At 71.3% G+C, this 22,668-nt stretch carries 19 protein-coding genes; 10 read left to right on the forward strand and 9 right to left on the reverse strand.

All coding sequences use genetic code 11. The features are described from left to right. The first annotated feature begins 6 nt into the window (after positions 1–6). Genes uvrB through F9C11_RS24410 form a run of 3 tightly spaced genes read left to right on the forward strand, consistent with a single transcriptional unit; the run spans position 7 to position 2,864 of the window. Entirely contained in the window at positions 7–2,166 is a 2,160-nt protein-coding gene (gene uvrB, locus F9C11_RS24400) for an excinuclease ABC subunit UvrB (RefSeq protein WP_409179682.1), read from the forward strand. Between the two features lie 27 nt (positions 2,167–2,193). Continuing rightward, complete coding sequence (locus tag F9C11_RS24405; RefSeq protein WP_409179683.1) at positions 2,194–2,466, forward strand: type II toxin-antitoxin system VapB family antitoxin; 273 nt, start codon at positions 2,194–2,196, stop codon at positions 2,464–2,466. Then, the gene (locus tag F9C11_RS24410; protein ID WP_409179684.1) at positions 2,463–2,864 is read left to right on the forward strand and encodes a type II toxin-antitoxin system VapC family toxin; all 402 of its coding nucleotides are present in this window, start codon (positions 2,463–2,465) and stop codon (positions 2,862–2,864) included. The genes F9C11_RS24405 and F9C11_RS24410 overlap by 4 nt, the downstream gene beginning before the upstream one ends. Positions 2,865–3,133: 269 nt before the next feature. On the opposite strand, the gene F9C11_RS24415 is transcribed toward F9C11_RS24410, so the two are convergent. From F9C11_RS24415 to F9C11_RS24425, 3 genes are all read right to left on the reverse strand, one after another. Next, complete coding sequence (locus F9C11_RS24415; protein WP_409179685.1) at positions 3,134–3,889, reverse strand: enoyl-CoA hydratase/isomerase family protein; 756 nt, start codon at positions 3,887–3,889, stop codon at positions 3,134–3,136. Positions 3,890–3,915: 26 nt separating this feature from the next. Beyond that, the gene (locus tag F9C11_RS24420) at positions 3,916–4,854 is read right to left on the reverse strand and encodes an ABC transporter permease (protein ID WP_409179686.1); all 939 of its coding nucleotides are present in this window, start codon (positions 4,852–4,854) and stop codon (positions 3,916–3,918) included. An 82-nt stretch (positions 4,855–4,936) separates the two neighbouring features. Continuing rightward, positions 4,937–7,804, reverse strand: coding sequence for an alpha/beta fold hydrolase (locus F9C11_RS24425; RefSeq protein ID WP_409179687.1), 2,868 nt, complete (start codon positions 7,802–7,804; stop codon positions 4,937–4,939). Between the two features lie 419 nt (positions 7,805–8,223). On the opposite strand from F9C11_RS24425, the gene F9C11_RS24430 reads away from it, so the two are divergent. Both F9C11_RS24430 and F9C11_RS24435 read left to right on the forward strand, forming a co-directional pair. Next, on the forward strand, positions 8,224–9,192 hold the full coding sequence (locus F9C11_RS24430) for a TerC family protein (RefSeq protein ID WP_409179688.1): 969 nt from the start codon (positions 8,224–8,226) through the stop codon (positions 9,190–9,192). Between the two features lie 38 nt (positions 9,193–9,230). Continuing rightward, complete coding sequence (locus tag F9C11_RS24435) at positions 9,231–11,159, forward strand: S9 family peptidase (RefSeq protein WP_409179689.1); 1,929 nt, start codon at positions 9,231–9,233, stop codon at positions 11,157–11,159. On the opposite strand, the gene F9C11_RS24440 is transcribed toward F9C11_RS24435, so the two are convergent. The 3 genes from F9C11_RS24440 to F9C11_RS24450 all read right to left on the reverse strand — a co-directional run bounded on the left by F9C11_RS24440 (position 11,152) and on the right by F9C11_RS24450 (position 13,969). After that, positions 11,152–11,808, reverse strand: coding sequence for an RES family NAD+ phosphorylase (locus tag F9C11_RS24440; protein ID WP_101439344.1), 657 nt, complete (start codon positions 11,806–11,808; stop codon positions 11,152–11,154). The genes F9C11_RS24435 and F9C11_RS24440 overlap by 8 nt on opposite strands. Positions 11,809–11,897: 89 nt before the next feature. Continuing rightward, positions 11,898–12,479, reverse strand: a complete 582-nt coding sequence (locus F9C11_RS24445) for a DNA-binding protein (protein WP_409179690.1) — start codon at positions 12,477–12,479, stop codon at positions 11,898–11,900. A 512-nt stretch (positions 12,480–12,991) separates the two neighbouring features. Further along, positions 12,992–13,969 (reverse strand): LacI family DNA-binding transcriptional regulator, encoded by a 978-nt coding sequence (locus tag F9C11_RS24450; RefSeq protein ID WP_409179691.1) that lies wholly within the window; start codon positions 13,967–13,969, stop codon positions 12,992–12,994. A 92-nt stretch (positions 13,970–14,061) separates the two neighbouring features. Here F9C11_RS24450 and F9C11_RS24455 point away from each other — a divergent pair, with 92 nt between their 5' ends. Further along, positions 14,062–15,540 (forward strand): FGGY-family carbohydrate kinase, encoded by a 1,479-nt coding sequence (locus F9C11_RS24455; protein WP_409179692.1) that lies wholly within the window; start codon positions 14,062–14,064, stop codon positions 15,538–15,540. A gap of 1 nt (position 15,541) precedes the next feature. Here F9C11_RS24455 and F9C11_RS24460 read toward each other — a convergent pair whose 3' ends face one another. Continuing rightward, positions 15,542–16,315, reverse strand: coding sequence for a helix-turn-helix domain-containing protein (locus F9C11_RS24460; protein WP_409179693.1), 774 nt, complete (start codon positions 16,313–16,315; stop codon positions 15,542–15,544). 38 nt (positions 16,316–16,353) lie between these two features. On the opposite strand from F9C11_RS24460, the gene F9C11_RS24465 reads away from it, so the two are divergent. The 3 genes from F9C11_RS24465 to F9C11_RS24475 all read left to right on the forward strand — a co-directional run bounded on the left by F9C11_RS24465 (position 16,354) and on the right by F9C11_RS24475 (position 18,607). After that, on the forward strand, positions 16,354–16,752 hold the full coding sequence (locus F9C11_RS24465; protein ID WP_409179694.1) for an NUDIX hydrolase: 399 nt from the start codon (positions 16,354–16,356) through the stop codon (positions 16,750–16,752). Between the two features lie 213 nt (positions 16,753–16,965). Further along, a complete protein-coding gene (locus F9C11_RS24470; RefSeq protein WP_409179695.1) occupies positions 16,966–17,445 on the forward strand; it encodes an MmpS family transport accessory protein in 480 nt (159 codons plus the stop codon). A 391-nt stretch (positions 17,446–17,836) separates the two neighbouring features. Further along, positions 17,837–18,607 (forward strand): ABC transporter permease, encoded by a 771-nt coding sequence (locus tag F9C11_RS24475; RefSeq protein ID WP_409179696.1) that lies wholly within the window; start codon positions 17,837–17,839, stop codon positions 18,605–18,607. Here F9C11_RS24475 and F9C11_RS24480 read toward each other — a convergent pair. Both F9C11_RS24480 and F9C11_RS24485 read right to left on the reverse strand, forming a co-directional pair. Next, positions 18,583–19,269, reverse strand: a complete 687-nt coding sequence (locus tag F9C11_RS24480) for a histidine phosphatase family protein (RefSeq protein WP_409179697.1) — start codon at positions 19,267–19,269, stop codon at positions 18,583–18,585. The genes F9C11_RS24475 and F9C11_RS24480 overlap by 25 nt on opposite strands. Positions 19,270–19,291: 22 nt before the next feature. Further along, a complete protein-coding gene (locus F9C11_RS24485) occupies positions 19,292–21,169 on the reverse strand; it encodes a Na+/H+ antiporter (protein WP_409179698.1) in 1,878 nt (625 codons plus the stop codon). A gap of 59 nt (positions 21,170–21,228) precedes the next feature. Between F9C11_RS24485 and F9C11_RS24490 the strand changes: the two genes are divergently transcribed. Next, the gene (locus F9C11_RS24490) at positions 21,229–22,641 is read left to right on the forward strand and encodes a carboxylesterase/lipase family protein (protein WP_409179699.1); all 1,413 of its coding nucleotides are present in this window, start codon (positions 21,229–21,231) and stop codon (positions 22,639–22,641) included. Positions 22,642–22,668 lie beyond the last annotated feature (27 nt).

The following is a 22,668-nucleotide window of genomic DNA, read 5'->3' on the forward strand; positions in this document are numbered from 1 at the left end:
GTTCCCGTGGCTTTCGCAACCGAACACCCCGTCCTCGCCCAGTCCGACTTCCGCCCCGTCTCCGAGGTGCCTCGCGCCGGCGGCCGGTTCGAGGTCGTCAGCGAGTACCAGCCCGCCGGCGACCAGCCCGCGGCCATCGACGAGCTCGAACGCCGGATCAAGGCGGGCGAGAAGGACGTCGTGCTGCTCGGCGCCACCGGCACCGGCAAATCGGCCACCACCGCGTGGCTGATCGAGCGCGTCCAGCGGCCCACGCTGGTGATGGCCCCGAACAAGACGCTGGCCGCGCAGCTGGCCAACGAGCTGCGCGAGCTGTTCCCGCACAACGCGGTCGAATACTTCGTCAGCTACTACGACTACTACCAGCCCGAGGCGTACATCGCGCAGACGGACACCTACATCGAGAAGGACTCGTCGATCAACGACGACGTCGAGCGGCTGCGCCACTCCGCCACGATGAACCTGCTCTCGCGGCGCGACGTCATCGTGGTCGCGTCCGTCTCCTGCATCTACGGCCTGGGCACGCCGCAGTCGTACCTCGACCGGTCCACGAAGCTGGAGGTCGGCGCCACGGTGGAGCGCGACGTGCTGTTGCGCGCGCTGGTCGACGTGCAGTACGCGCGCAACGACATCGCCTTCGCGCGAGGCACGTTCCGGGTCCGCGGCGACACGGTGGAGATCATCCCGGCGTACGAGGAGCTGGCGATCCGCGTCGAGTTCTTCGGCGACGAGATCGACAAGCTGTACTACCTGCACCCGCTCACCGGCGACATCGTGCGCGAGGTCGACGAGGTCCGGATCTTCCCGGCCACGCACTACGTCGCCGGGCCGGAGCGGATGGAGAAGGCGATCCGCGGCATCGAGGCCGAGCTGGAGGAACGGCTGGCCGAGCTGGAGAAGCAGGGCAAGCTGCTGGAAGCGCAGCGGCTGCGGATGCGCACCGCCTACGACATCGAGATGATGCGCCAGGTCGGCTTCTGCTCCGGCATCGAGAACTACTCGCGGCACATCGACGGCCGCGGCCCGGGCTCCGCGCCGGCCACCCTGATCGACTACTTCCCGGAAGACTTCCTGCTGGTCATCGACGAATCGCACCAGACGGTGCCGCAGATCGGCGGCATGTACGAGGGCGACATGAGCCGCAAGCGCAACCTCGTCGACTACGGGTTCCGGCTGCCGAGCGCGGTCGACAACCGGCCGCTGACCTGGGAGGAGTTCTCCGACCGGATCGGCCAGACGGTGTACCTGTCGGCGACGCCGGGCCCGTACGAGATGGGGCGGACCGGCGGCGAGTTCGTGGAGCAGGTCATCCGGCCCACCGGCCTGGTCGACCCGAAGGTGGTCGTGAAGCCCACCGAGGGGCAGATCGACGACCTGGTGCACGAGATCCGCGAGCGCGCGGACAAGGACGAGCGCGTCCTGGTCACCACGCTCACCAAGAAGATGGCCGAGGACCTCACGGACTACCTGCTGGAGCTGGGCATCCGGGTCCGCTACCTGCACTCGGAGGTCGACACGCTGCGCCGGGTCGAGCTGCTGCGCCAGCTCCGCGCGGGCGACTACGACGTCCTGGTCGGCATCAACCTGCTGCGGGAGGGCCTGGACCTGCCCGAGGTGTCCCTGGTCGCGATCCTCGACGCGGACAAGGAAGGCTTCCTGCGCAGCGGCACGTCGCTGATCCAGACCATCGGCCGCGCGGCGCGGAACGTGTCCGGCGAGGTCCACATGTACGCGGACAAGATCACCGACTCGATGAAGTACGCGATCGACGAGACCGACCGCCGCCGCGCCAAGCAGATCGCCTACAACGAGGAACGCGGCCTCGACCCGCAGCCGCTGCGCAAGAAGATCGCCGACATCCTCGACCGCGTCTACAGCGAGGCGGAGGACTCGGACGAGACGGTCGCGGTCGGCGGTTCGGGCCGCAACGCCTCGCGCGGCAAGAAGCCGGAACAGGGCGACCGCGTCCGCAGCTCGGGCATGCTCACCGACAAGAACGTGTCGGCGATGCCGCGCGCCGAACTGGCCGACCTGATCCAGCAGATGACCGACCAGATGATGCAGGCCGCCCGCGACCTGCAGTTCGAACTGGCCGCCCGGCTGCGCGACGAGGTCGCCGACCTGAAGAAGGAACTGCGCGGGATGGACGCCGCGGGAATCAAGTAATTACACCATCCCGGGTACCTTTACACCATGGCGATGAACATCAAGGATCCGGAAACGGAGCGCCTGGCCGCCGAGGTGGCCGAACTGACCGGCACCACGAAGACCGGTGCGGTCCGCGAGTCTCTTCAGCTGCGCCGGGACCAGCTGCGCAAGCACGAGGACGCCGAACAGCGGCTGAAGCGGCTGCGCCGGATGCTCGAAGAGGAGATCTGGCCGCTCATCCCGCCGGAGAAGCTGGGAAAGCCGCTCTCCAAGGAAGAGGAAGAAGACATTCTCGGATTCGGGCCGGAGGGCGGGTGATCCTCGACAGCTCCGCGATCGTGGCGATTCTCCTGCGCGAGCCGGGTCACGAACGGCTCGAAGAACGCCTCGCCGAGGCGACCGCGCCGAGAATCGGCGCGCCGACCTTGGTGGAGGCGGGCGTCGTCTTGACGATGCGGCTGGGTTCCCGGGGGAGGCTGGTCCTGGCCAGGTTCATGCAGGAAAACCGCATCGCGGTGGTCCCCTTCGCCGAGGAACACGGCGAGATCGCCCTCGACGCCTTCAGCCAGTTCGGGAAGGGCCGTCATCCGGCGAAGCTGAATCTCGGCGACTGCTACAGCTACGCCACCGCCAAAATCGCCGGAGAACCGCTGCTCTGCACCGGCGGCGACTTCCCGCAAACCGACCTCGAGCTGGTCAACCTGGAGGAGACCTGACCGGACCGGCGCGCGAGCACCCCCCGGCCCGGGGGTGCGCTCCGAACTGAGGCACCCCCGGTTCCCGGACCCTCGCTTCGACTTTCACAGAAACATGCGCCGGAAGCAATGGGTGCGCGGGCAGAGCCGAGGCAAGAAAGCCTCCCGTTCCCGCGATCGGCCCAGTTTCCCCGATCCGCTGATGGCACGGCTGCCGCAGCTGCTGCTCGGTGAACGCTTCCCAGGCACGCCTTCGCGGACCGGGCCATGGGGAGTGCCGGGCGAAGGGATCAGCGCTTCAGCACCTTCTCCACGTATGCCTTCACTGCCGCCAGTGCTGGTTCCGATCGCCACAGCCGTTCGACCTGGGCGTCGTCGGAGACGCGGTTCTCCGCGATCCGCTGGTGATACGGCTGGCGCAGCTGCTGCTTGGTGTGCGCGAACGCCTCCGCGGGCAGCTCCCCGAGCCGGGCGGCCAGCTCCCGGGCCCGGCCGAGCACGTTCTCGCCCGCCACGACCTCGTCGACCAGGCCGCGGGGGAGCGCGTCGGCCATGGTGACCGTCGCGCCGCTGTAGATCAGGGACGGCAGGGGGGTCGTTCCGTAGGCGCAGCGCAGGATTTCCAGCGCCGACAACGGGAACGGCACGCCCACGAGCAGCTCCGTCACCCCGATGCGGCCGGGGCCGTCCGCGGCGATCCGGTGGTCGCATGCCGCCGCCAGGACCATGCCGCCCGCGATGGCGTGGCCGTTCACCGCCGCCACCACCGGGCGCGGGAAGCCGAAGACGGCCAGGAACGCGTCCGACAGCGCGGGCAGGAAATCGCTGACGTAGCGCGCGCCGCCCTCGTCGAGCGCCACCAGGTCCACTCCGGCGGAGAACATGTCGCCGGATCCGGTGAGCACGACCGCGCGCGCCCCTGCGGCGTCGGCCTCTTCGAGTCTGATCACCAGTTCTTTGCAGGTGGCGGTGTCGAGGGTGTTGCCGCGCCCGTGGTCGAGGGTCACGAGTGCGACGCCGGCATCGAGTTCCAGGTGGATCGTCACGCGCCGAACCGTACCGGACATCCGGCTCAGCTGGTGACGTCCTTGCGTGCGAACCGGCGGCCCGCCAGCAGCAGGAACACCGTCGTGTAGACGACCGACGACAGCACCCCGCTGGCCAGGTTGGTCCAGTCGATGTCGGTGGAGATCAGGTCGATCCAGGCGAACGAATAGTGCGTCGGCAGGTAGTTCCGCAATCCCTCCAAAGCGGTGATCTGGTCGAGGATCTGCGACAGGATCGCCACGAGCACCGTCCCGCCGACCGCGCCCAGCGGCGCCTCCGTCGAAACGCTCAGCAGCAGCGCCAGCCCGGCGACCCAGGCCAGCTGCACCACGATGTACACAGTGGACATCAGCAGCGCGAGCAGGCTGTCGCCGAAGCCGACCGCGTCGCCGGTGGGGCTGATCGCGTCGCCCGCGCCATACCAGAGGATGCCGACCAGCAGCGAAACCACCGGCAGCAGCACCAGCGCGGCGATCGACAGCAGCCCGGACACCACGGCCTTCTGCCGCAGCAGCCGATGCCGCGGCACCGGGATCGCGAGCAGGTACTTCAGGCTCGACCACGACGATTCGCTCGCGATCGTGTCGCCGAAGAACAACGCGACGATCATCGGCAGCAGGAACGTCCCGGACACGAAGAACGCGAGCACCACGAAGTTGGGCGCGCTCGCCGTCGCGAGGTCCACGAACCCGCCGGTGCGGCGGTTCGGATTCGACTGCCCGATCTGGAACGCCACCACGAGGATGAACGGCAGCACCGCGACGAACGCCAGCACCAGCTGGGTCCGCCGGCGGCGGAACTGCCGTTTCAGCTCCACGCCCAGCCGCAGCGTCCGGTCGGCGCGGTACCCCGCCACCGCCCCGTCCGGCCCGACCTCGGCCGGTTCCGCGGTGGCGAGGTCGCTGAGCTCCTGCAGCGCGGCGGGGTCGGTGTGGACTCCGCCGGAGCTGGTGGTGTCGTTCATGAGTTTTCTCCCGCGAGCTGCCGGAACGGGTCTTGGACGCTGCCCAGCTCGCCGAGCAGCCCGCAGAAACTGTTGCCCTCGCTCATGAATCCTCTCCCACCAGCTGCAGGAACGCGTCTTCGAGCCGGCGCCGCGGCCCGGCTTGTTCCACCGCGACCCCGGCGCGCACCAGTGCCGCGACGGCCTCCGCGCGGGGCAGGCCGTCGAGATTCGCGTGCACCAGATCGCCTTCGGTTTCGATGTCCGACACCCCGCCGATGCTCTTCAGCGTCGCCGCGGCCGCTGCCGGGTCGTCGACCCGGAACGTGGCCTCGCCGCTCGAGGCCGCCAGTTCGCCGACCTCGCCCGAGGCCACCAGCCTCCCGCGGTGCATGACCACCACGTGCGAACACGTCTGCTCGACCTCGGCCAGCAGGTGGCTCGAGACGACAACGGTGCGCCCGGTGGCGGCGTAGCGCTGCAGGACCTCCCGCATCTGGTGGATCTGCGGCGGGTCGAGCCCGTTGGTCGGTTCGTCGAGCACCATCAGCTCCGGCAGCCCGAGCATCGCCTGCGCGATCGCGAGCCGCTGCCGCATGCCCTGGCTGTAGGTCTTCACCCGCCGGTGCACCGCGTCGCCGAGCCCGGCGATCTCCAGCGCCTCGGTGAAATGCGCCTTCTCGGCGGGCCGCCCGGTCGCCGCCCAGTACAGCTCCAGGTTCGCCTTGCCGGACAGATGCGGCAGGAACCCGGAGCCCTCGACGAACGACCCGATCCGCGACAGCACCGGCGCGCCCGGAGCGATCCGGTGGCCGAACACGCGGATCTCGCCCGCGGTCGGCGTGATCAGGCCCATCAGCATCCGCAGCGTGGTCGTCTTGCCCGCGCCGTTCGGGCCGAGCAAACCGAGCACCTGGCCCGGTTCGACGCGGAACGACAGGTCCCGCACCGCGGTGAAGCCGCCCGCGTACTGCTTGCGCAGCCCCTTGATCACCAGGGGCGTGTCCGCGAGTTCCGGGTCGACGTCGTGCGCCCGGCGCCGCCGGATCGCCGCGACCACGACGGCCGCGAGCGCGACCAGCAGCGTCGCGCCGATGCCGATCAGCTGCCCGGCCGGCAGGGGAGCGCCGACCGAAGCGCCGGGCACCACCGGAACGGCGAGCGCCGCGCCCGGGGCGAGCCCGACCCGGAACACTCCCGGCTGCGCCGGCACCGAGTACGCCTGGTCCGTCGTGCCGACGACGAGCCGCAGCGAATGCCCGGAGTCGATCGGCCGCACGACGCCCGGCAGCGTCACCGTGACGTCGACCGGCGTGCCGTCCGCGGGCAGCCCGGCGACCCGGAACGGCGCGACCGCGTTCGCGGGCAGCACGCGGGTGCCGTCCTGGCCGACGTCGTACAGCTTCGCGAACAGCACCGCTTCCGGCCGCGGATTCGCCGGATCGGCCGCGACCCGCAGCTGCACGGTGCTCGAACCGGAGAGCAGAACCTGGCTGCCGAACGGTGCGGTGGCGAACTGCGCGGCCTGTCCCGGCGGGTCGCTGCTGAACAGCGGAGCCAGCCGGGAGGTGCCCGCCGCGAGCCCGTTGAGCCCGGGAATCCCGCTCACCGCCGCCGGATTCGCCCCGGCGGGCCGGACGACCGGCTGCGCCGGACCGCTGAGCGCCACCTGCTTCCGCTCGGTTCCGGCGCCGTCGAGCCCGGGGTAGGCGGCGGCGTTGACCGTCCGCACCGACGGGGTTCCGTTGGCGCGCAACGTGCCTTGGACGTCGTAGCTGAATCCGCGGCCCGGATCGCCCTGTCCGGTGAGCGACGACCACAGGAAGTCGCCGATCTTCGCGCGCAGCTGCGGGCCGGGGATGCCGCCGTCGTGCCCGCCGGTGTACCAGATCGTGCGCACCGATCCGCCCGCCGCGGTGATCTGCCGCGCGGTGGCGTCGGATTGGTCGAGCCCGAACAGCGTGTCGCTCTCGCCCTGCACGAGCAGCGTCGGCGCGGTGATCTTGCCGGTGACCGACGAGGGCGAGACGCGGTGCAGCAGCGCGACCGTCTCCGGGCTGGCCTTGCCGGTGGTCGCGAGTTCCGCGTACGCCTTGCACACCGCCGCGGTGAAGCGGCCGCACGGATCCGCGGACGGCCGCTCCGCTCGTGCCCCGGCCGGTGGCGTGGCGGCTTGCGGCGCGGTGCCGCCGCTGTTTCCCGCGGTGCTGCCGTTGTCGCTGGTCTTCTGCCCCGCCTCGGGAGCTTCGGCGGACGGCGTGCTCGCCGCGGCCGCGCCCGAACCGGCGGAGAAGAAGATGCCCGCCCAGCTTTTCTTGAAGACGCCGTCCGGCGAGAACGCGCCAGCGGCCGGAGTCTTCGCTGTCGGAGCGGTCGCCGCGGCGGCGTTCGGCACGAGAGCCTGGCCGAGGTCGTTGTAGGTGATCACCGGCGCGAGCGCGCGCACCCGGTGGTCGGTCCCGGCGAGCAGCAGCGACAGCGAACCGCCGTAGGACGCCCCGGTCACGCCGATCTCGGGCGCGCCACCGGAACCTTTCGCGACGTCGGGGCTCGCCGCCAGCCGGTCGACGAGCCGCCGCGCGTCGGCGACCTCGCCGTCCGGGTCGTTCAGCCCGATCTTGCCGGCGCTGTGCCCGAATCCGCGCGCGGACCAGGCGAGCACCACGAACCCGCGCTGCGCCAGCTCGCGCGCCTGCGGGTCCACACTGGACTTGTCGCCGCCGAAGCCGTGCGCGAGCAGCACCGCGGGCGCGGGGGTGTGTTCGGGGTAGTAGGTCGTGGTGTCGATCCGTACCTGGTCCGGCGAACCGGGCGCGGCGGGCATCGAGACGAAGGCGTCCTGGGTCCGGACCGGCGCGGGACCGCGGTCGCGGGTCGCCCAGACGGTCACCGCGGCAGTGGCGACCAGCACCACGGCGGCGACGGCGACGAGCCGGGAACCGCGGGTGCGGGGAAACGGGATTCGGGGCACGAAGCGACGTTATGACGATTTAGCTGAGAACCAATACCCGGCCTCACACAGATTTGATGGTGGGGGGTTGAGGGCACCGGACCACCACCGCGGGATCGCGCCGACGTTTGGGCCGAGGGGCGGGACAGGCCGAAGGCCCTCCCGTCGCTCGGCCCAAACGTCGGCTTGAAGGCGATCCCGCGCGCACCGGCGAAGCCGGTGCCATCGATACGGTGATGTGGGCAACCCCGGCTGGCGTTCGCGCGCTGTAACCGGCAGACTGAACACGCTGTGAGGGGAGTATTCCTTCGCGGCGGTGTCGTCAGCACGGTGACCCGGGCGAGTCATTCGCCGAGGTCCCCGGCACCGTCGGCCGGTTTCGCACCGGCGGGAGAGACCTCCGGTTAGTTGCTGCTGCGCACTATCCGGAGGTTTTCGACATGACCGTCCCCTTGTGGCTGTGGTTCGCGACAGTCGGCGGGCTGCTCGCGCTGATCGCCATCGACCTGGTGATCGTCGACCACAAGCCGCACGAGGTGACCACCGGCGAGGCCGCGCGCTGGGTGATCTTCTACATCGCCTGCGCCGTCCTGTTCGGAGCCGGCGTCTGGATCTTCGCCGGGCACGATCCCGGGGTCCAGTTCTTCACCGGGTACATCACCGAGTACTCGCTGAGCGTCGACAACCTCTTCATCTTCATGGTCATCATGGCCTCGTTCAAGGTGCCTGCGATCCACCAGCACCGCGTACTGCTCGTCGGGATCCTGCTCGCGCTGGGCATGCGCAGCGTGTTCATCGCGGTCGGCGCGGCGCTGATCAACCAGTTCGTCTGGGTCTTCTTCGTGTTCGGCGCGGTGCTCGTGTGGACCGCGATCAGCATGCTGCGCGGCAACGGCGGCGGCGAGGAGGAGTACCACGAGAACGCGCTCACCCGCTGGGTGCGCAAGCTCTTCCCGGTCACCGACGACTACCGCGGCCACAAGTACCTGGTCAAGGAAGACGGCCAGCGGAAGATCACCCCGATGCTGCTGGTGATCGTCGCGATCGGCTCGGCCGACCTGCTGTTCGCGGTGGACTCCATCCCGGCGATCTTCGGCATCACCCAGGAGGCGTTCCTGGTCTTCACCGCCAACGCGTTCGCGCTGATGGGCCTGCGGCAGCTGTACTTCCTGCTCGGCGGGCTGGTCACGAAGCTGGTGTACCTCAGCTACGGCCTCGCGGTGATCCTCGCCTTCATCGGCGCGAAGCTGGTGGTGCACGCGCTGCACGAGTACCACCTGGCGCCGGACTGGCTGGACATCAGCAACTGGATGTCGCTCGGCGTCATCGTCGTGGTCCTGACCGTGACCACGGTGCTGAGCCTGGCCAAGGCCAAGCGCGACGAACGGCGGGCGGTCGAGGCCAAATAGGTCGTTTGCCTTGCTAAGGATCGGGTACGGTCGTCGGCATGCGTCCTGCCGACATCGAAGCCCTCGTCGTCCCCGGCCGTCCCGCGCTGCGCGGTGACCTCCTGCTCGCCGCGGTGAGCAGTCCCGATCTGGAAACCGACCAGTACCGCAGCGCGATCCGCCGGATCTCGCTTTCCGGCGGCGAAACGCCGTGGACGCAAGGTCCGCGCGACTCGTCGCCGGCGATCTCGCCGGACGGCCGGTGGGTCGCGTTCCTGCGCGCCGGGGACGGCAAAGGCGCCGAGGGCAGCCCGCAGGTGCACGTGATGCCCGTCGACGGCGGCGAGTCCCGGAAGCTCACCTCGCTGCACCTGGGCGCGGACGCCCCGGTGTGGGCCCCGGATTCGCGCTGGCTCGCGTTCACCGCGCGCGAAGCCGAACCGGGCCGCTACGGCACCGAGGACGCCGACGGGCGCACGCCGGACCCCGCCGCCGAGGCGCCGCGGCTGATCACCCGGCTCGACTACCGCTTCGACAACGTCGGCTTCCTGCGCGACCGGCCGAAACGGCTGTACGTGCTCGACACCTTCGAAGAGGGCGAACCGGAGGCGGTGACGCCGCGCGACTACAGCGTCAACCAGCCGGTCTGGACGCCGGACGGCGAGCGCGTGGTCGTGACCGTGCCGCACGACTTCGACCGCACGGAAACGCGCGAGCACGACCTTGTCGCGTTCCCGGTCGACGGCGGCGAACCCGAGGTGCTGGCCGCCTGCGCCGGGTACGCGGATCAGCCGGTGTACGCACCGGACGGCACGCTCTACTTCTTCGGCACGTCCCATGAGGACGGTGTCGTCGTGGCTTCCAACACCGGTCTGTACGCGGTCGTCTCGGACGGAAAGCCGCGGCGGCTGACCGATGTGGAGACTGTGGACATCGAGGCAGGCTCGGGACCGGCGATTCCGCTCGGCGACGAGATTCTGCTGGCCGTGCGCAATCGCGGTGCGGTGGAACTGCGCGCGGTCCCGAAGGATGCCGACGAGGCGAAACTGGCTGACCTGCGGGTGCTGCACGCGGGTCGCTCGGCGGTCCACGGCTTCGCGGCGGACGGCGAGACTGTGGTCGCAGTTGTGGCCGGTTTGGACACTGCGGGCGAACTCGTGGTGCTCGGCTCCGACGGTCCGCGCGTGCTCACCGATTACTCGAAGCCGTTGCGGGACAAGGGTCTTTGCGAGGTCGTGGAACTCGAAACAACCGCGCCGGACGGCTACCCGGTGCACGGGTGGCTCGTGCTGCCCGAAGGCGAAGGACCGCATCCGGTGCTGCGCGTGGTCCACGGCGGACCGTTCGCCCAGCAGGAGTGGACGGTGTTCGACGAGGCGCAGGTGTACGCGTCAGCCGGGTTCGCGGTCGTGCTCGGCAACCCGCGCGGTTCGGCCGGATACGGGCAATCGCACGGTACTTCGGTCGTGCACAACCTGGGCACCGTCGATGTCGACGACGTGCTCGCGCTGCTCGACAAGGCGCTGGAGCGGCCGGACCTCGACGCGTCGCGGACCGGGATCATGGGCGGTTCCTACGGCGGGTTCATGACGAGCTGGGTCGCCGCGAAGCATCCGGACCGGTTCCGCGCCGCGTGGAGCGAGCGCGCGGTGAACGCGTGGGATTCCTTCGCCGGCAGCTCGGACATCGGCTACTACTTCACCGAGGCCTACGTCGGCGCGGACCCCGACGAACAGCGGCGCCGCAGCCCGCTCAGCCACGCCGCCGACGTGCGGATCCCGTTCGCCGTCGTGCATTCCGAGCAGGACTGGCGATGCCCGCTGGAGCAGGCGCAGCGGCAGTTCGTGGCGCTGCGCCAGGCCGGGGTCGAGACGGAGTTCCTGCTGTTCCCCGGCGAGGGCCACGAGCTGACGCGCTCGGGCAAGCCGCGGCACCGGGTGCAGCGGTTCGAGGCGGTGCTGGCCTGGTGGGCCCGGCACCTCAGCTGAGCAGCGTGTAGTTCAGCTCCTCGCACACCCGCCCGAGCGGCACGTCGAGCCCCGGATGGTCCAGCGGAAGCAGGACGTCCGGCGCGATCGGCAGCGCAGCGCCCGCGGGCGGGTCCCACAGGCACACCGAGGGCTTGCCCGCGTCCATCGACGAGCGGTACCAGAGCCCGTCGAGGTCCGGCATCGCGCCGCGGATCGCCCGCGCCCACGCCTGGGTGATCTTCTTCGGGCCGCTGGAGATCTCCTGCGACGCGCCGACCCGGGTCGGCCACAGCCCGGTGAGGTCGAGCAGCCGCAGCACCCGCGTCGGGCGCACCACGACCAGCCGGGGGCCGCGCGTCGTGCGGTCGACCGTCGAGGTCGTCTGGAACACCTCGGCGACGCTCGTGCGCACGGTCAGGCCGAAATACAGCACGCCGTTGCCCGGGTCGGTGACCGGACGGCCGCCGCGGCCGGGCGTCTGCTGGTCGAACCGGCCGTGCGGGAGCGGGCCGGTGTAGCGGAAGGTGTTCCACTGCTGCGGATGGTTGCCGTGCGCGGTGAAGATGCGGACCAGCCGGGTCTCGGGCTGCACCGAAACCACGTCGTGGCTGCGGTCCAGCCCCTTGACCAGAGCAGACCGCGCCGGAGGCGAGGGGAGCCGGGCCATGCGGGGGAGGTCGTCCGTCCTGTGTCGGGGCAGGGGGCGGGCCCGCGCCGCGACGGGCGCGGCGGTGCGCGGGCGGGAAGGTCAGCGGGTCAGAACGGCGAGCCGAGCGTGGCCACGAGCCGGGCCACCTGCTCGGGGTCGCCGCCGGCGAGCAGCCACTGCCGCGGCGTGGCCGGCCGGTCGCTGATCACCAGGTCGGACTGCGGGGTGTTCATGAACGCGGCGACGACCAGCGCGGGCTGGTCCTCGGGGACGGCGCGCAGCACGGTCTCCAGGCCGGGCAGCACGCCCGCGCCGTTGAACTGCCACGCGGGCAGCCGCCAGCCCTGGTCCTTCCAGCCGGTGAGCCTGCCCTCCTTGAGCCGGTGCCGGATCCGGCTGTCGTCGACGTTCAGCATCTCGGCGGCCTGGCCGACCGACAGCGCGGAATCGGCGAGCACGGCGTGCGCGGCGACGGTGCGCGCGCGGAAGTCGGGTTCGCCCTCGTCGCGCGGGCTCAGGTCGAGGCCCGCGTCGGCGAGCGCGGCCCGCTGGTCGGGGGAGAAGTAGTGCGAGGGGTCGGGGTTGGGCGGCGACAGCCTTCGGGCCGCGTCCTCCACGAGCGTGAGAAACTCGTTCGCGTCGGCTTTGAGGCCGGCTCTTGCGAGAACGTTCTCCAGCGCTATCGACATACGCTCAGCCTAGCGCGTGTGTGCGGGTTCGTGCGGTTTCTCGCCTTTTTGTGGGTGAATTCACCAAAGATCGACACGTATCGCACAGAAGTCAACACTGCGCGTAGGCGAGTTCGGGACAGTCTGCCCCGGCTCGGGCGCCTTGTCCAGGCTTTCGAGTGCTTGACACTCCCGGACCGCCGATTTACGTTGCGAACGAGTAATCGGTTTCCCGCCCTCGGGTGCGGCCCGTGCTCCGCCGTCCGCGGCGGAAGCTGGGGGGACAGGGGGTGGGGCGTGCCTGGCGGCTCGGCGGATCTCCGCCGGGCCGCCAGGCACGTCGTTTCCCTCCGGATCCGGGACGCTCGCCGGGTCTTTCAACGCCTATGGTCGGCGACGGAACCCCTTGCCGGTCGATCGCCGTGGTCCGCGACGGAAGCCGGGGGCGGGTCCTCGGAGGCCCTTCTCGCCCGTGCTCTCTTCGCTGGGTTTCGCCGGGCGTTCCTGGTCCGCGGGTTCCCCGGCGCGGCCGGTCAGCGATGGGAGCTTTGCCGGTCGATCAGCTGCGCGTCCAGGGTCGTGGTGACCGGTTCGCGGGTGCTGTCGGCGATGCGGGCCAGCAGCAGCTGCGCGGCGACCCGGCCGATCTCGTAGGCCGGCTGCGCCACGACCGTCAGCGGAGGGTCGATCAAGGTCGTCCACGGGGCGTCGTCGAACGAGACGATGCCGATGTCGCGCCCGGCCCGCAGGTTCCGCTCCGCGAGCGCCTCGAGGACTCCGATCGCCATCGTGCTGTTCGCGACCAGCAGCGCGTCCGGCGGCGCCGGCTGGTCCAGCAGGTCCCCGGCGGCGCGGCGGGCGCCTTCCGCGCGGTACTCGGCCCGGCGGAAGACCGCGTTCTCCTCGCCGACCGCGTCGAAGTAGCCGGACAGCCGGTCGTCGGCGGTGCGCACTCCGGACGGCCCGGTCAGGCACGCCACCCGCCGGTAGCCGTTCGCGACGAGATGCCGGGCCGCCTGCCGGGCCGCGCGGCGGGTGTCGACGAGCACCTGGTCGCCGTCGGTGCCGGGCAGCGGCCGGTCGACCGCGACCACCGGCGTGCCGAGCCGGCGCAGCCGGGTGACGTTCGTGGCCGGGCCGGTGGGCGACAGCAGCACGCCCGCGACGCGTTCCTGCAGCGCGACGTCGAGGTACCGGCGTTCCTTGTCCTCGTTCTCGTCGGAATTGCAGAGCACCACCGAGTACCCCGACACCTGCGCGAGATCCTCGACCCCGCGCGCGATCGAGGTGAAGAACGGGTTCTCGACGTCGGAGATGATCAGCGCGAGCACCGCGGTCTCCTGGCGGCGCAGGTTCCGGGCCAGTCCGTTCGGGTGATAGCCCAGCTCCTCGGCGGCCTCCAGCACCCGGGCGGCCAGCTCGGGATCCACTGTGGACTTGCCGTTCAGGGTCCGCGACACCGTGGCGGTCGAGACGCCTGCCCTGGCGGCGACGTCGCTGATCGTGGCCACCGAGCCTCCTCGTCCTGGCTTCCTTGACACCCCGGTGACCGCAGAATACCGTCCCGGTAATCGTTTACCGTCCGATTGCCGGGGGTGCTGCGATGCAACCGGGCCCGTTGCTCGGCATCGACATCGGCACGTCCAGTTCGAAAGGCGTCCTCGTGGGTGCGGACGGCACTGTACTGGCGCGCGCCGCCCGCCCGCACAGCACCTCCCGCCCGCGCCCCGGCTGGTTCGAGCACGACGCCGAGACCGTGTGGTGGGCCGGGTTCGCCGCGCTGGTGCGCGAATTGCTGGCCGGGGGGCACACGCCGGCCGGGCTCGCGGTGAGCGGCATCGGCCCGGTGCTGCTGCCCGCCGACGGCGACGGCCGCCCGCTGCGCCCGGCGATCCTCTACGGCGTCGACACCCGGGCCGGCGCGGAAATCGCCGAGCTGACCGCCGAACTCGGCGAAGAGTCCATTGTGGAGCGCTGCGGCAGCGCGCTGTCGAGCCAGGCGGCCGGCCCCAAATGGCGGTGGCTGTACCGGCACGAGCCGGACGTCGCCGCGCGGGCCCGGCAGTTCCTGATGGCGAGTTCGTACCTGGTGCGGCGGCTGACCGGCGAATACGTGCTCGACCACCATTCGGCCAGCCAGTGCGACCCGATGTACGACCTGCGCGCGGGCGGCTGGGCGGAGGACTGGGCCGCGCTGGTGGCTCCCGGGATCGACCTGCCGCGGCTCGCCTGGCCGACCGAGGTCGTCGGCACGGTCACCGCCGAGGCGGCCGCCGAAACCGGGCTGCCGGCCGGATTGCCGGTCACCTGCGGCACGATCGACGCGTGGGCCGAAGCGACCAGCGCGGGCGTGCGCGACCCCGGCGACACGATGGTCATGTACGGCACCACGATGTTCCTCGTCCAGGCCGTCGCGGAGGCCCGTCCGGTGCCCGGATTGTGGGCGACGCGCGGGGTTTTCCCGGGCAGCTACTCGCTGGCCGCGGGCATGGCGACCTCCGGCGCGATCACCGACTGGCTGCGGGAACTGTTCGACGGCGATTTCGCCGAACTGGTCGCTTCGGCCGGCCGGGTTCCGGCGGGAAGCCGCGGTTTGCTGATGCTGCCGTACTTCGCGGGCGAGCGGACGCCGGTGCCGGATCCGTTGGCGCGCGGCGTGATCGCCGGGCTGACCACCTCGCACGGCCGGGCGGAGCTGTACCGCGCGGCGCTGGAGGGAACGGCTTACGGGGTGCGGCACAACCTCGCCGCGATGGGCGCGCCCGCCCGCCGGCTGGTGGCCGTCGGGGGCGGCACGCAGGGGCGCGTGTGGACGGGCATCGTCAGCGACGTGACCCGGACACCGCAGCATCTTCCGACGGAAACTGTCGGCGCGTGCTTCGGGGACGCGTACCTGGCGGCGGTGGCGGTCGGGCTGGAGCCGGACATCGAGGAGTGGAACCCGGTCGCCGAGGTGATCGAGCCGGATCCGGTCCGGGCGGATCGGTACGACGAGTTCTACGCGCACTATCGCGCGTTGTATCCGGCGACGGCGGAGACGGCGCATTTCCTTGCGCGGCAGCAGGAATCGGCGGCGGAGTGAGTCATCCGGCGAAGTAGGCGCCCGGGGTGAGGCCGGTGAGCGCCCGGCATTCGCGGGTGAGGTGCGGCTGGTCGGCGTACCCCGCGGCGACGGCCAGTTCGGCGAGGGTGGCGGTGGTCGGCGCCAGTGCGATGGCTCGCTGGAGGCGCAGGATTCGCCGGTAGGTGGCCGGTCCGTAGCCGACTGCGAGGGTGAAGAGGCGGCGGGCCTGTCGTTCGCTCCGGCCTGGTTTCGCCGGGTGCCCTGCGGAGAAGGCGCGGGCTGGAGGACAAGCAGACGGGTGGCCGGCATTCGGGGCAGGGCGCGGTGCCGCGGGTTTCTCTCCTTGACCGCGGCCTGGGCTTCCGGTGTCCGCGGCGAGTTGCGCCAGCATTCGTTCCACCACCGGATCCGTGACCGCGGCCCGTTCCGACGCGACCTCGGCCGTCGCGTCGGCGAGGTCGCGGCCGTGGAGGATCTCGTCGGCGAGCGTCGCGCCGCGGCGGTTCCAGAGATCGGCCAGGGAAACCCGGCTGTCGCGCAGTTCGTCCGCGCCCACGCCGAGCAGCGCCGCCGCCGCGCCCGGCCGGAAACGCAGGCCGCGCAGCCGGGCGCCGGGCGGGAACACCGACGTCCACGCCGTCGTGTCCGGTCCGGCCACGAAGACCTGGCCGGCGCCGGCGACGAGGTCGACGCAGCCGTCCGGGACGATCCGCTTCGGACCGGGCTCGGCCGACTCCCAGCGGCACCGCACGAGGCGGCGCAGCCGGTCCGGTGGCGGGCTTTCCGAGTACACCCCGCGATCATGCCCCGGGGGTACGACAGAATGCGAGGATGACCCCGATCGATGCCCTGGCCTGGGTCCACGTGCGGGACCGGCGGCTGTTGTCCGTGCGCACCGCGGGCAAGGAAAAGTTCTATCTCCCCGGCGGCAAGCGCGAACCCGGCGAGGGCGACGTCGAGGGCTTGTGCCGGGAGATCCGCGAGGAACTCGGCGTCGCGCTCGACCCGCTCAGCTTCCGCTTCTTCGCGCTGCTCGACGAGCAGGCCGACGGATTCGCCGACGGCCGCCGCGTCCGGATGACCTGCTACACCGCCGACCACACCGGCGAACCGGAGCCGTCGGCGGAGATCGCCGAGGCCGCCTGGCTGCGCGCCGAGGACGCCGCCGCCTGCCCGCCCGCCGGACAGCGCGTGCTGCGGATGCTGGCCGAGGCGGGGCTCGTCGACTGAGCACCCTGCGCCTGATCACCCTGGGTCAAGCGGGGGATGCACGAGCGTCATCGGCATCGTGCGTGGTGACCGTACTCGTGAGCGAACACCCCCTACCCCCAACAGGGTGAAATGGAGCCGATTTTCCCGGGTTGGCTAACGCCGTGTAACGGTCTGGCGAAGAACCAGACGTCGCACTCGCGGGAAGTGCGCTCGAGAAGAGAAGACCTCTCCATGGGTGTTCCTGGCGCGACCCGGCCCACGGCGGCCCGGGGGGAATCGGGCAGGCTGCGGCCGCTCGGAAGCGCGGTGGTCGTGGCCGGCGTCGTCGCCGTCGCGGTCGCCGTCGCGTGGTACGTCATGCCGAAAGCGACCCCGGACCGGCCGGCTCGGGCCGCGTCGGTGCCGTCGGTGACCGTCGAACCGGCGATCGTGCACGAGGTGACCCGCACGGTCGTCTACGAACTCGACGGCGGCGACGTCGCGCACAACCTCACCTACGTCGCGACCGGCGGCGACCTCGAACAACAGGCCGAGGTGCGGCTGCCCTGGTCGGTGACGGTGCAGCGGAAGGCTCCCGCCGAGCAGCCGGTGTTCAGCAGCCTGGTCGCGCAGAGCACCGGGGCGCTGCTGTGCCGGATCCGGGTGGACGGGCACGTGGTCGCCGAGAAGTCGGTGGCGGGGGAGGGGCGGCAGCTCAGCTGCAGCGCCTGACCGGGGCTGCTCGAAGCATCTCCGATGCCGCATGGGGATTTCTCCGGAGCGCGGGGATCGTTTCGCCGACGGATCACGCGCGATCCACGGACCTCCGCGGGAGCGAAGTCTCGCCAGCCGCTGCTCCGGGTCCGCCCTGGCGAGCGCCGTTACCGCCGACCCGATGCGGAGAAACCTCGTCGGGCTAGCGCCGGTCAGGGAGAAGCCTCCGGTTCGCCGTGCCGGGCCTTGGTCTGCGGCGGGGATCGCCGCAGTGGGCGGTGCGATCGGATTGGGTCGCTTGAATCCGCCGCATGCCGTGCCTCTGGGAAATCCCGGCGGGCCAGCGCTGGTCAGCAGAAACCGGCCCGGCTCACCGCACCGGGCCTCGGCCTGCGGCAGGATCACCCCCGTGAACGGTGCCATCGGATTCGGGCCCGCGCTGATCGCCGTGCTCGTGGTGCTGGCGTTCGCGGGTGCGGCCGTCGTCCGGTTCGGGCAGCTGGGGCAGGGGCGGGCGGTGCTCGTCGCGGCCGTCCGTGCCGTCGCGCAGCTCGCGCTTGTCTCGCTGGTCATCACGGTCATCCTGCGGTCTGGCTGGCTGACCGGCCTGTTCGTCCTCGCGATGTTCTCCATCGCCGCCGCGACGTCCGCCAGCCGGATCGGGGCGCCGAAGCGGGTCGGGTGGGTCGCGCTGTCGCTGGCGGCCGGCGTCCTTCCGGTGCTGGGGCTCGTGCTCGGTTCCGGCGTGGTCCCGGCGAAGCCGATCTCGATCGTGCCGGTCGCGGGGATCGTGATCGGCGGTGCGATGACCGCGACCTCGCAGGCCGCCCGTCGTGCGCTCGACGAGCTCAAGCAACGGCGCGGCGAGTACGAAGCCGCGCTGGCGCTGGGGTTTCTGCCGAGGCAGGCCGCGCTGGAGATCTGCCGTCCGTCGGCGGGGCACGCGCTCATCCCGGTTCTCGACCAGACCCGGACGGTCGGCCTGGTGACGTTGCCGGGCGCGTACGTCGGCGTCCTGCTGGGCGGGGCGAGCCCGCTTCAAGCCGGTACGACGCAGGTGCTGGTGCTGATCGGGCTGCTGGCCGCGGAAGCGAGCGCGGTGCTGGTGACGGTGGAACTCGTCGCGGCGGGGGCGCTCCGCCGCGACGAGCCGGCTCAGCCGAGCGGGGCCGCCAGGTGAGACCGGTCGTTGAAGCCGCGGATCAGCCAGTTGTCGCCGTGCACCACGAGGTGCGAGATCGATCCGTTGTCCGCGCCCAGGAACGCGAACCGCTCGAGCGCGCGGCTCGCCTGCGCGAACACCTCGCCGATCACGCCGCCGTGGGTGAAGACCGCGACTCGCTGGTCCGGGTGCGCCGCGGCGATCCGCGTGAGCGCGGCCCGGATCCGCAGCCCGAACGCCTCGTCGGATTCCGCGCCGGGCAGGACGTCCCACCGCTGCTCTTCCCACAGCTTCCGCGCCAGCGGATGCCCCTCGGCGGTGTGCTTGCGGAACAGCCCGTTTTCCCATTCGCCTAGGTGGATTTCGCGCAGATCCGGCTCGACGGACGGGGTGAGGCCGAGCTTTTCCGCCAGCGGCGCCGCGGTCTGCGCGGTGCGCCGCAACGTGGTCACGTACAGCGCGTCGATGCGTTCCGAGGCCAGCCGTTCGCCTACGCGCACGGCGTGGTCGCGGCCTTCCGGCGCGAGGTCCGGGTCGGCCTGGCCGTCGACGAGGTCGAACGGCTCGCTGAGCCGTTGCGGCATCGATTCCCCGTGGCGCACCAGGAAAATCTCGGTGGCGCCCGCGGGCGGGCTGAAGCGGTGCTGGCGGTACTCGACTTCCTGTTCGGGCGTGCTCATGCCCCGACCCTAACCGGTCGGCTCAACCGAGTTGCTTGTCCACGAAGCACCATCGCCACGTCTCGCCCGGCTCGAAGCTGCGCATCACCGGGTGCAGGGTTTCGTGGAAGTGCTGCGTGGCGTGCTTGCCCGGCGACGAGTCGCAGCAGGCGACGTGCCCGCACTTGAGGCACTTCCGCAGGTGCACCCAGGTCATCCCGGCTTCGACGCATTCGGCGCAGGAATCCGGGGAGCTGGGCTGCTTGTCCGGCCATTCGTGGCTGAGGTGCTTGCAGGACCCGGCCGTGGCGGCGGGGGTGCTGAGTTCGCGTTCGGCCACCGGGGGTTCCTCCTCGTCGCGATCGAGCATGGATTCTTCGATGTCGAGCCGGGCCAGTACCCGGCGCAGCACGGCGTCGTCGGCCGTGCCGCGGTCGCGGGCCTTCAGGAAGACTTCGCGTTCGGCTTCCAGGAGCTGGACGCGAAGCCGACGGTAGGCGTCGCTCGGGGTTTCCGCGAGCGTGCTCTGCCGCCCGAGCTGTTCCCACGCGGCGTCGGACCGGCCTTGCAACCGGTCGCGCAGCCGGTCGATCACCTCGGGCGGGTCCTCCGGACGGCGCAATTCCTCCAGCTTCGTGAGCGCGGCGCGGGTCATGTCGTGCAGCACGGCGGCTTCCTGCAGCGCGTCCTCCGCCGGGTCCGGACGCGGCAGCCGGAGCCGCCGGATCAACGGCGGCAACGTCATGCCCTGCACCACGAGCGTCCCGGCCACCACGACCACCGCGGCCAGCACGAGCACCGCTCGCTGCGGCGTGTCCGCGGGCAGCACGAACGCCGCGGCGAGCGTGACCACGCCGCGCATCCCGGCCCACGCGATCACCGCCGAATACTGCCACGGCCACACCTTGCCGTGCTGGAGGCCCAGTCCGTTCAAGACGCGTTTCACCACGCCGATGCCGGCCATCCAGAGCATCCGCGTGAGGATGGTCGCGGCGAGCACCGCCGCGCAGATCCCCACGAGCTGCCACAGCGACAGCCCGCTCTTGCCGACCTCGTGCAGGATTCGCCGCACCTGCAGGCCGATCAGCAGGAAGACCATGTTCTCCAGCAGGAACTGGACGGTCTCCCAGTTCAGCCTGCTCGCCAGCCGCGACGGACCGGACTGGATCCGCGGCGTCTGATGCCCCTGGATCAGCCCGGTGACGACCACGGCCAGCACGCCGGATCCGTGCACCGCTTCAGCGAGCAGATAGGCCGCGAAGGGAACCGCGAACGACAGCGCGGTGTCGGTGAGCGTGTCTTCCAGCTTCGCGCGCACGTACGTCACGATCAGGCCGACGACGAAGCCCACGACGATCCCGCCGGCGGCCGCGAGCAGGAAGTCGAGACCGACCTGCCAGAGGCTGACCGCGCCGGCGATCGCCGCGATCGCGGTCCGCAGTGCGACGAGGGCGGCGGCGTCGTTGAACAGGCTCTCGCCTTCCAGCAGCCGGACGAGCTTGCGCGGCATCCCGACCCGTCGCGCGACCACGCTCGCCGCCACCGCGTCCGGCGGCGCGACGACCGCGCCCAGCGCGATCCCGGCCGCCAGCGGCAATCCGGGCACGACCAGCCAGGCGACCAGCCCGACGCCGAACGCGGTGAACACCACGAGCCCGACCGACAGCAGCGCGATCGGCCCGCGCAGCTTGCGGAACGCGACCAGCGACGTCTGGATCGACGCCGAGTACAGCAGCGGCGGCAGCAGTCCGACGAGGACGATCTCCGGGTCCAGTTCGTACTGCGGCACCCCGGGAACGAACGAGACCCCGACGCCGACCGCGACCAGGCACAGCGGCGCCGACCAGTCCATCCGGCGCGCGACGACGGTCACCAGGAGGACCGTCAGGACGAGCGCTACCAATTCCGCTGCGATTTCCACGGCACAATCATCACCCGCGGCCTCGGAGCACGCGCGGGGACCGGCGCTAGGCTGCGCTCGTGACGACGGTGGAGACGCGGGCCGGTGCCGTCCGCGGCGAAGTGCGGGACGGAGCCGGCGTTTTCCTGGGGGTGCCGTTCGCGGAGCCGCCGGTGGGGGAGCTGCGGTTCCGGCCGCCGGTGCCGGTGGCGCCCTGGACCGGGGTGCGCGACGCGACGGAGTTCGCGGCCAAAGCTCCGCAGCCCGACGTGACCGGGAAACGCTTCGTCGGCGACGAGGACTGCTTGTACGTCAACGTGTACGCGCCCGAAGCGCCCGGCTCGTACCCGGTGCTGGTCTGGATCCACGGCGGCGGCGGGGTAATGGGCGCGCCGCACCAGTTCGACGCGTCCGCGTACGCCCGCAGCGGCGTGGTCGTGGTGACCGTCGGGTACCGGCTCGGGGTGCTCGGCTTGCTCCGGCTGCCCGGGGTTTCCGACGGGAATCTCTCGCTGCAGGACCAAGTGCTGGCTCTGGAATGGGTCCGCGACAACGTGGCCGCGTTCGGCGGCGACCCCCGGCGCGTGACGCTCGCCGGGCAGTCCAACGGCGGCCGCACGGTGGGGACGCTGCTGGCGGTTCCGGCGGCGCGCGGGCTGTTCAACCAGGCGATCGTGCAGAGCGGCACCGGCGTCGGCTCCGTCGTGCACACGCCCGCGGAAGCGGAAGCTGTCGGCGAGGCGGTGCTGGCTGAGCTGGGCGACAGAGATCTGCGGACGTTGCCGGTCACGGAGATTTTGGCCGCGCAGCAACGAGTCACGGCTCAGCTCGGCTCGCTCGTGACGTACCGGGTGGTGGTCGGCGGAGACCTCCTGCCGCGGCGGCCCGGCGAAGCGGTCGCGGACGGTGCGGCGCGCGAGGTGCGGATCCTTGCCGGCACCACGGCCGACGAGCAGGACCTGTTCTCCTGGCTGCAAACCGGCGGCGCGAAACTGCTCGGCACCGGCTCGACCATGCTCGAACCGGAGGACATCGCCCGGATGACCGAGGCGTACCGGGAACTGCTGCCGGACTGGCCGGAGGACCAGCTGGTGAACCGCGTCCGCACGGCGGGGGACTGGTGGCTGCCTTCGATCCGGCTCGCGGAATCCCAGCACGCGGCGGGCGGAACCGCGTGGATGTACCGGCTGGACTGGCGGATCGCGCCGCGCGGGAAAGGCCTCGGCGCGGCGCACACGGTGGACCTGCCGTTCGTGTTCGACGACGTCGGCAATCCGCATTGGCGTTTTCTGTTCGCGCTCGCCCGGCCTGATCCGGAGCGGCTGCGGGCGATGGCGAAGGAGATGTTCGCGACGTGGGTCCGGTTCGTGGCGACCGGCGATCCGGGCTGGGCGGCGTATGCGCCGCGGGACCGGGTGACGCGGGTGTTCGACGACGTGAGCGCGACGGTGTCGGATCCGGATGCGGAGCAGCGGAGGTTGTGGGGGTCGTGAGCGGCAATCCCGGTTAGAACCGGGATT

It is taken from the genome of Amycolatopsis sp. VS8301801F10 (assembly GCF_046195355.1).
Lineage (GTDB): Bacteria > Actinomycetota > Actinomycetes > Mycobacteriales > Pseudonocardiaceae > Amycolatopsis.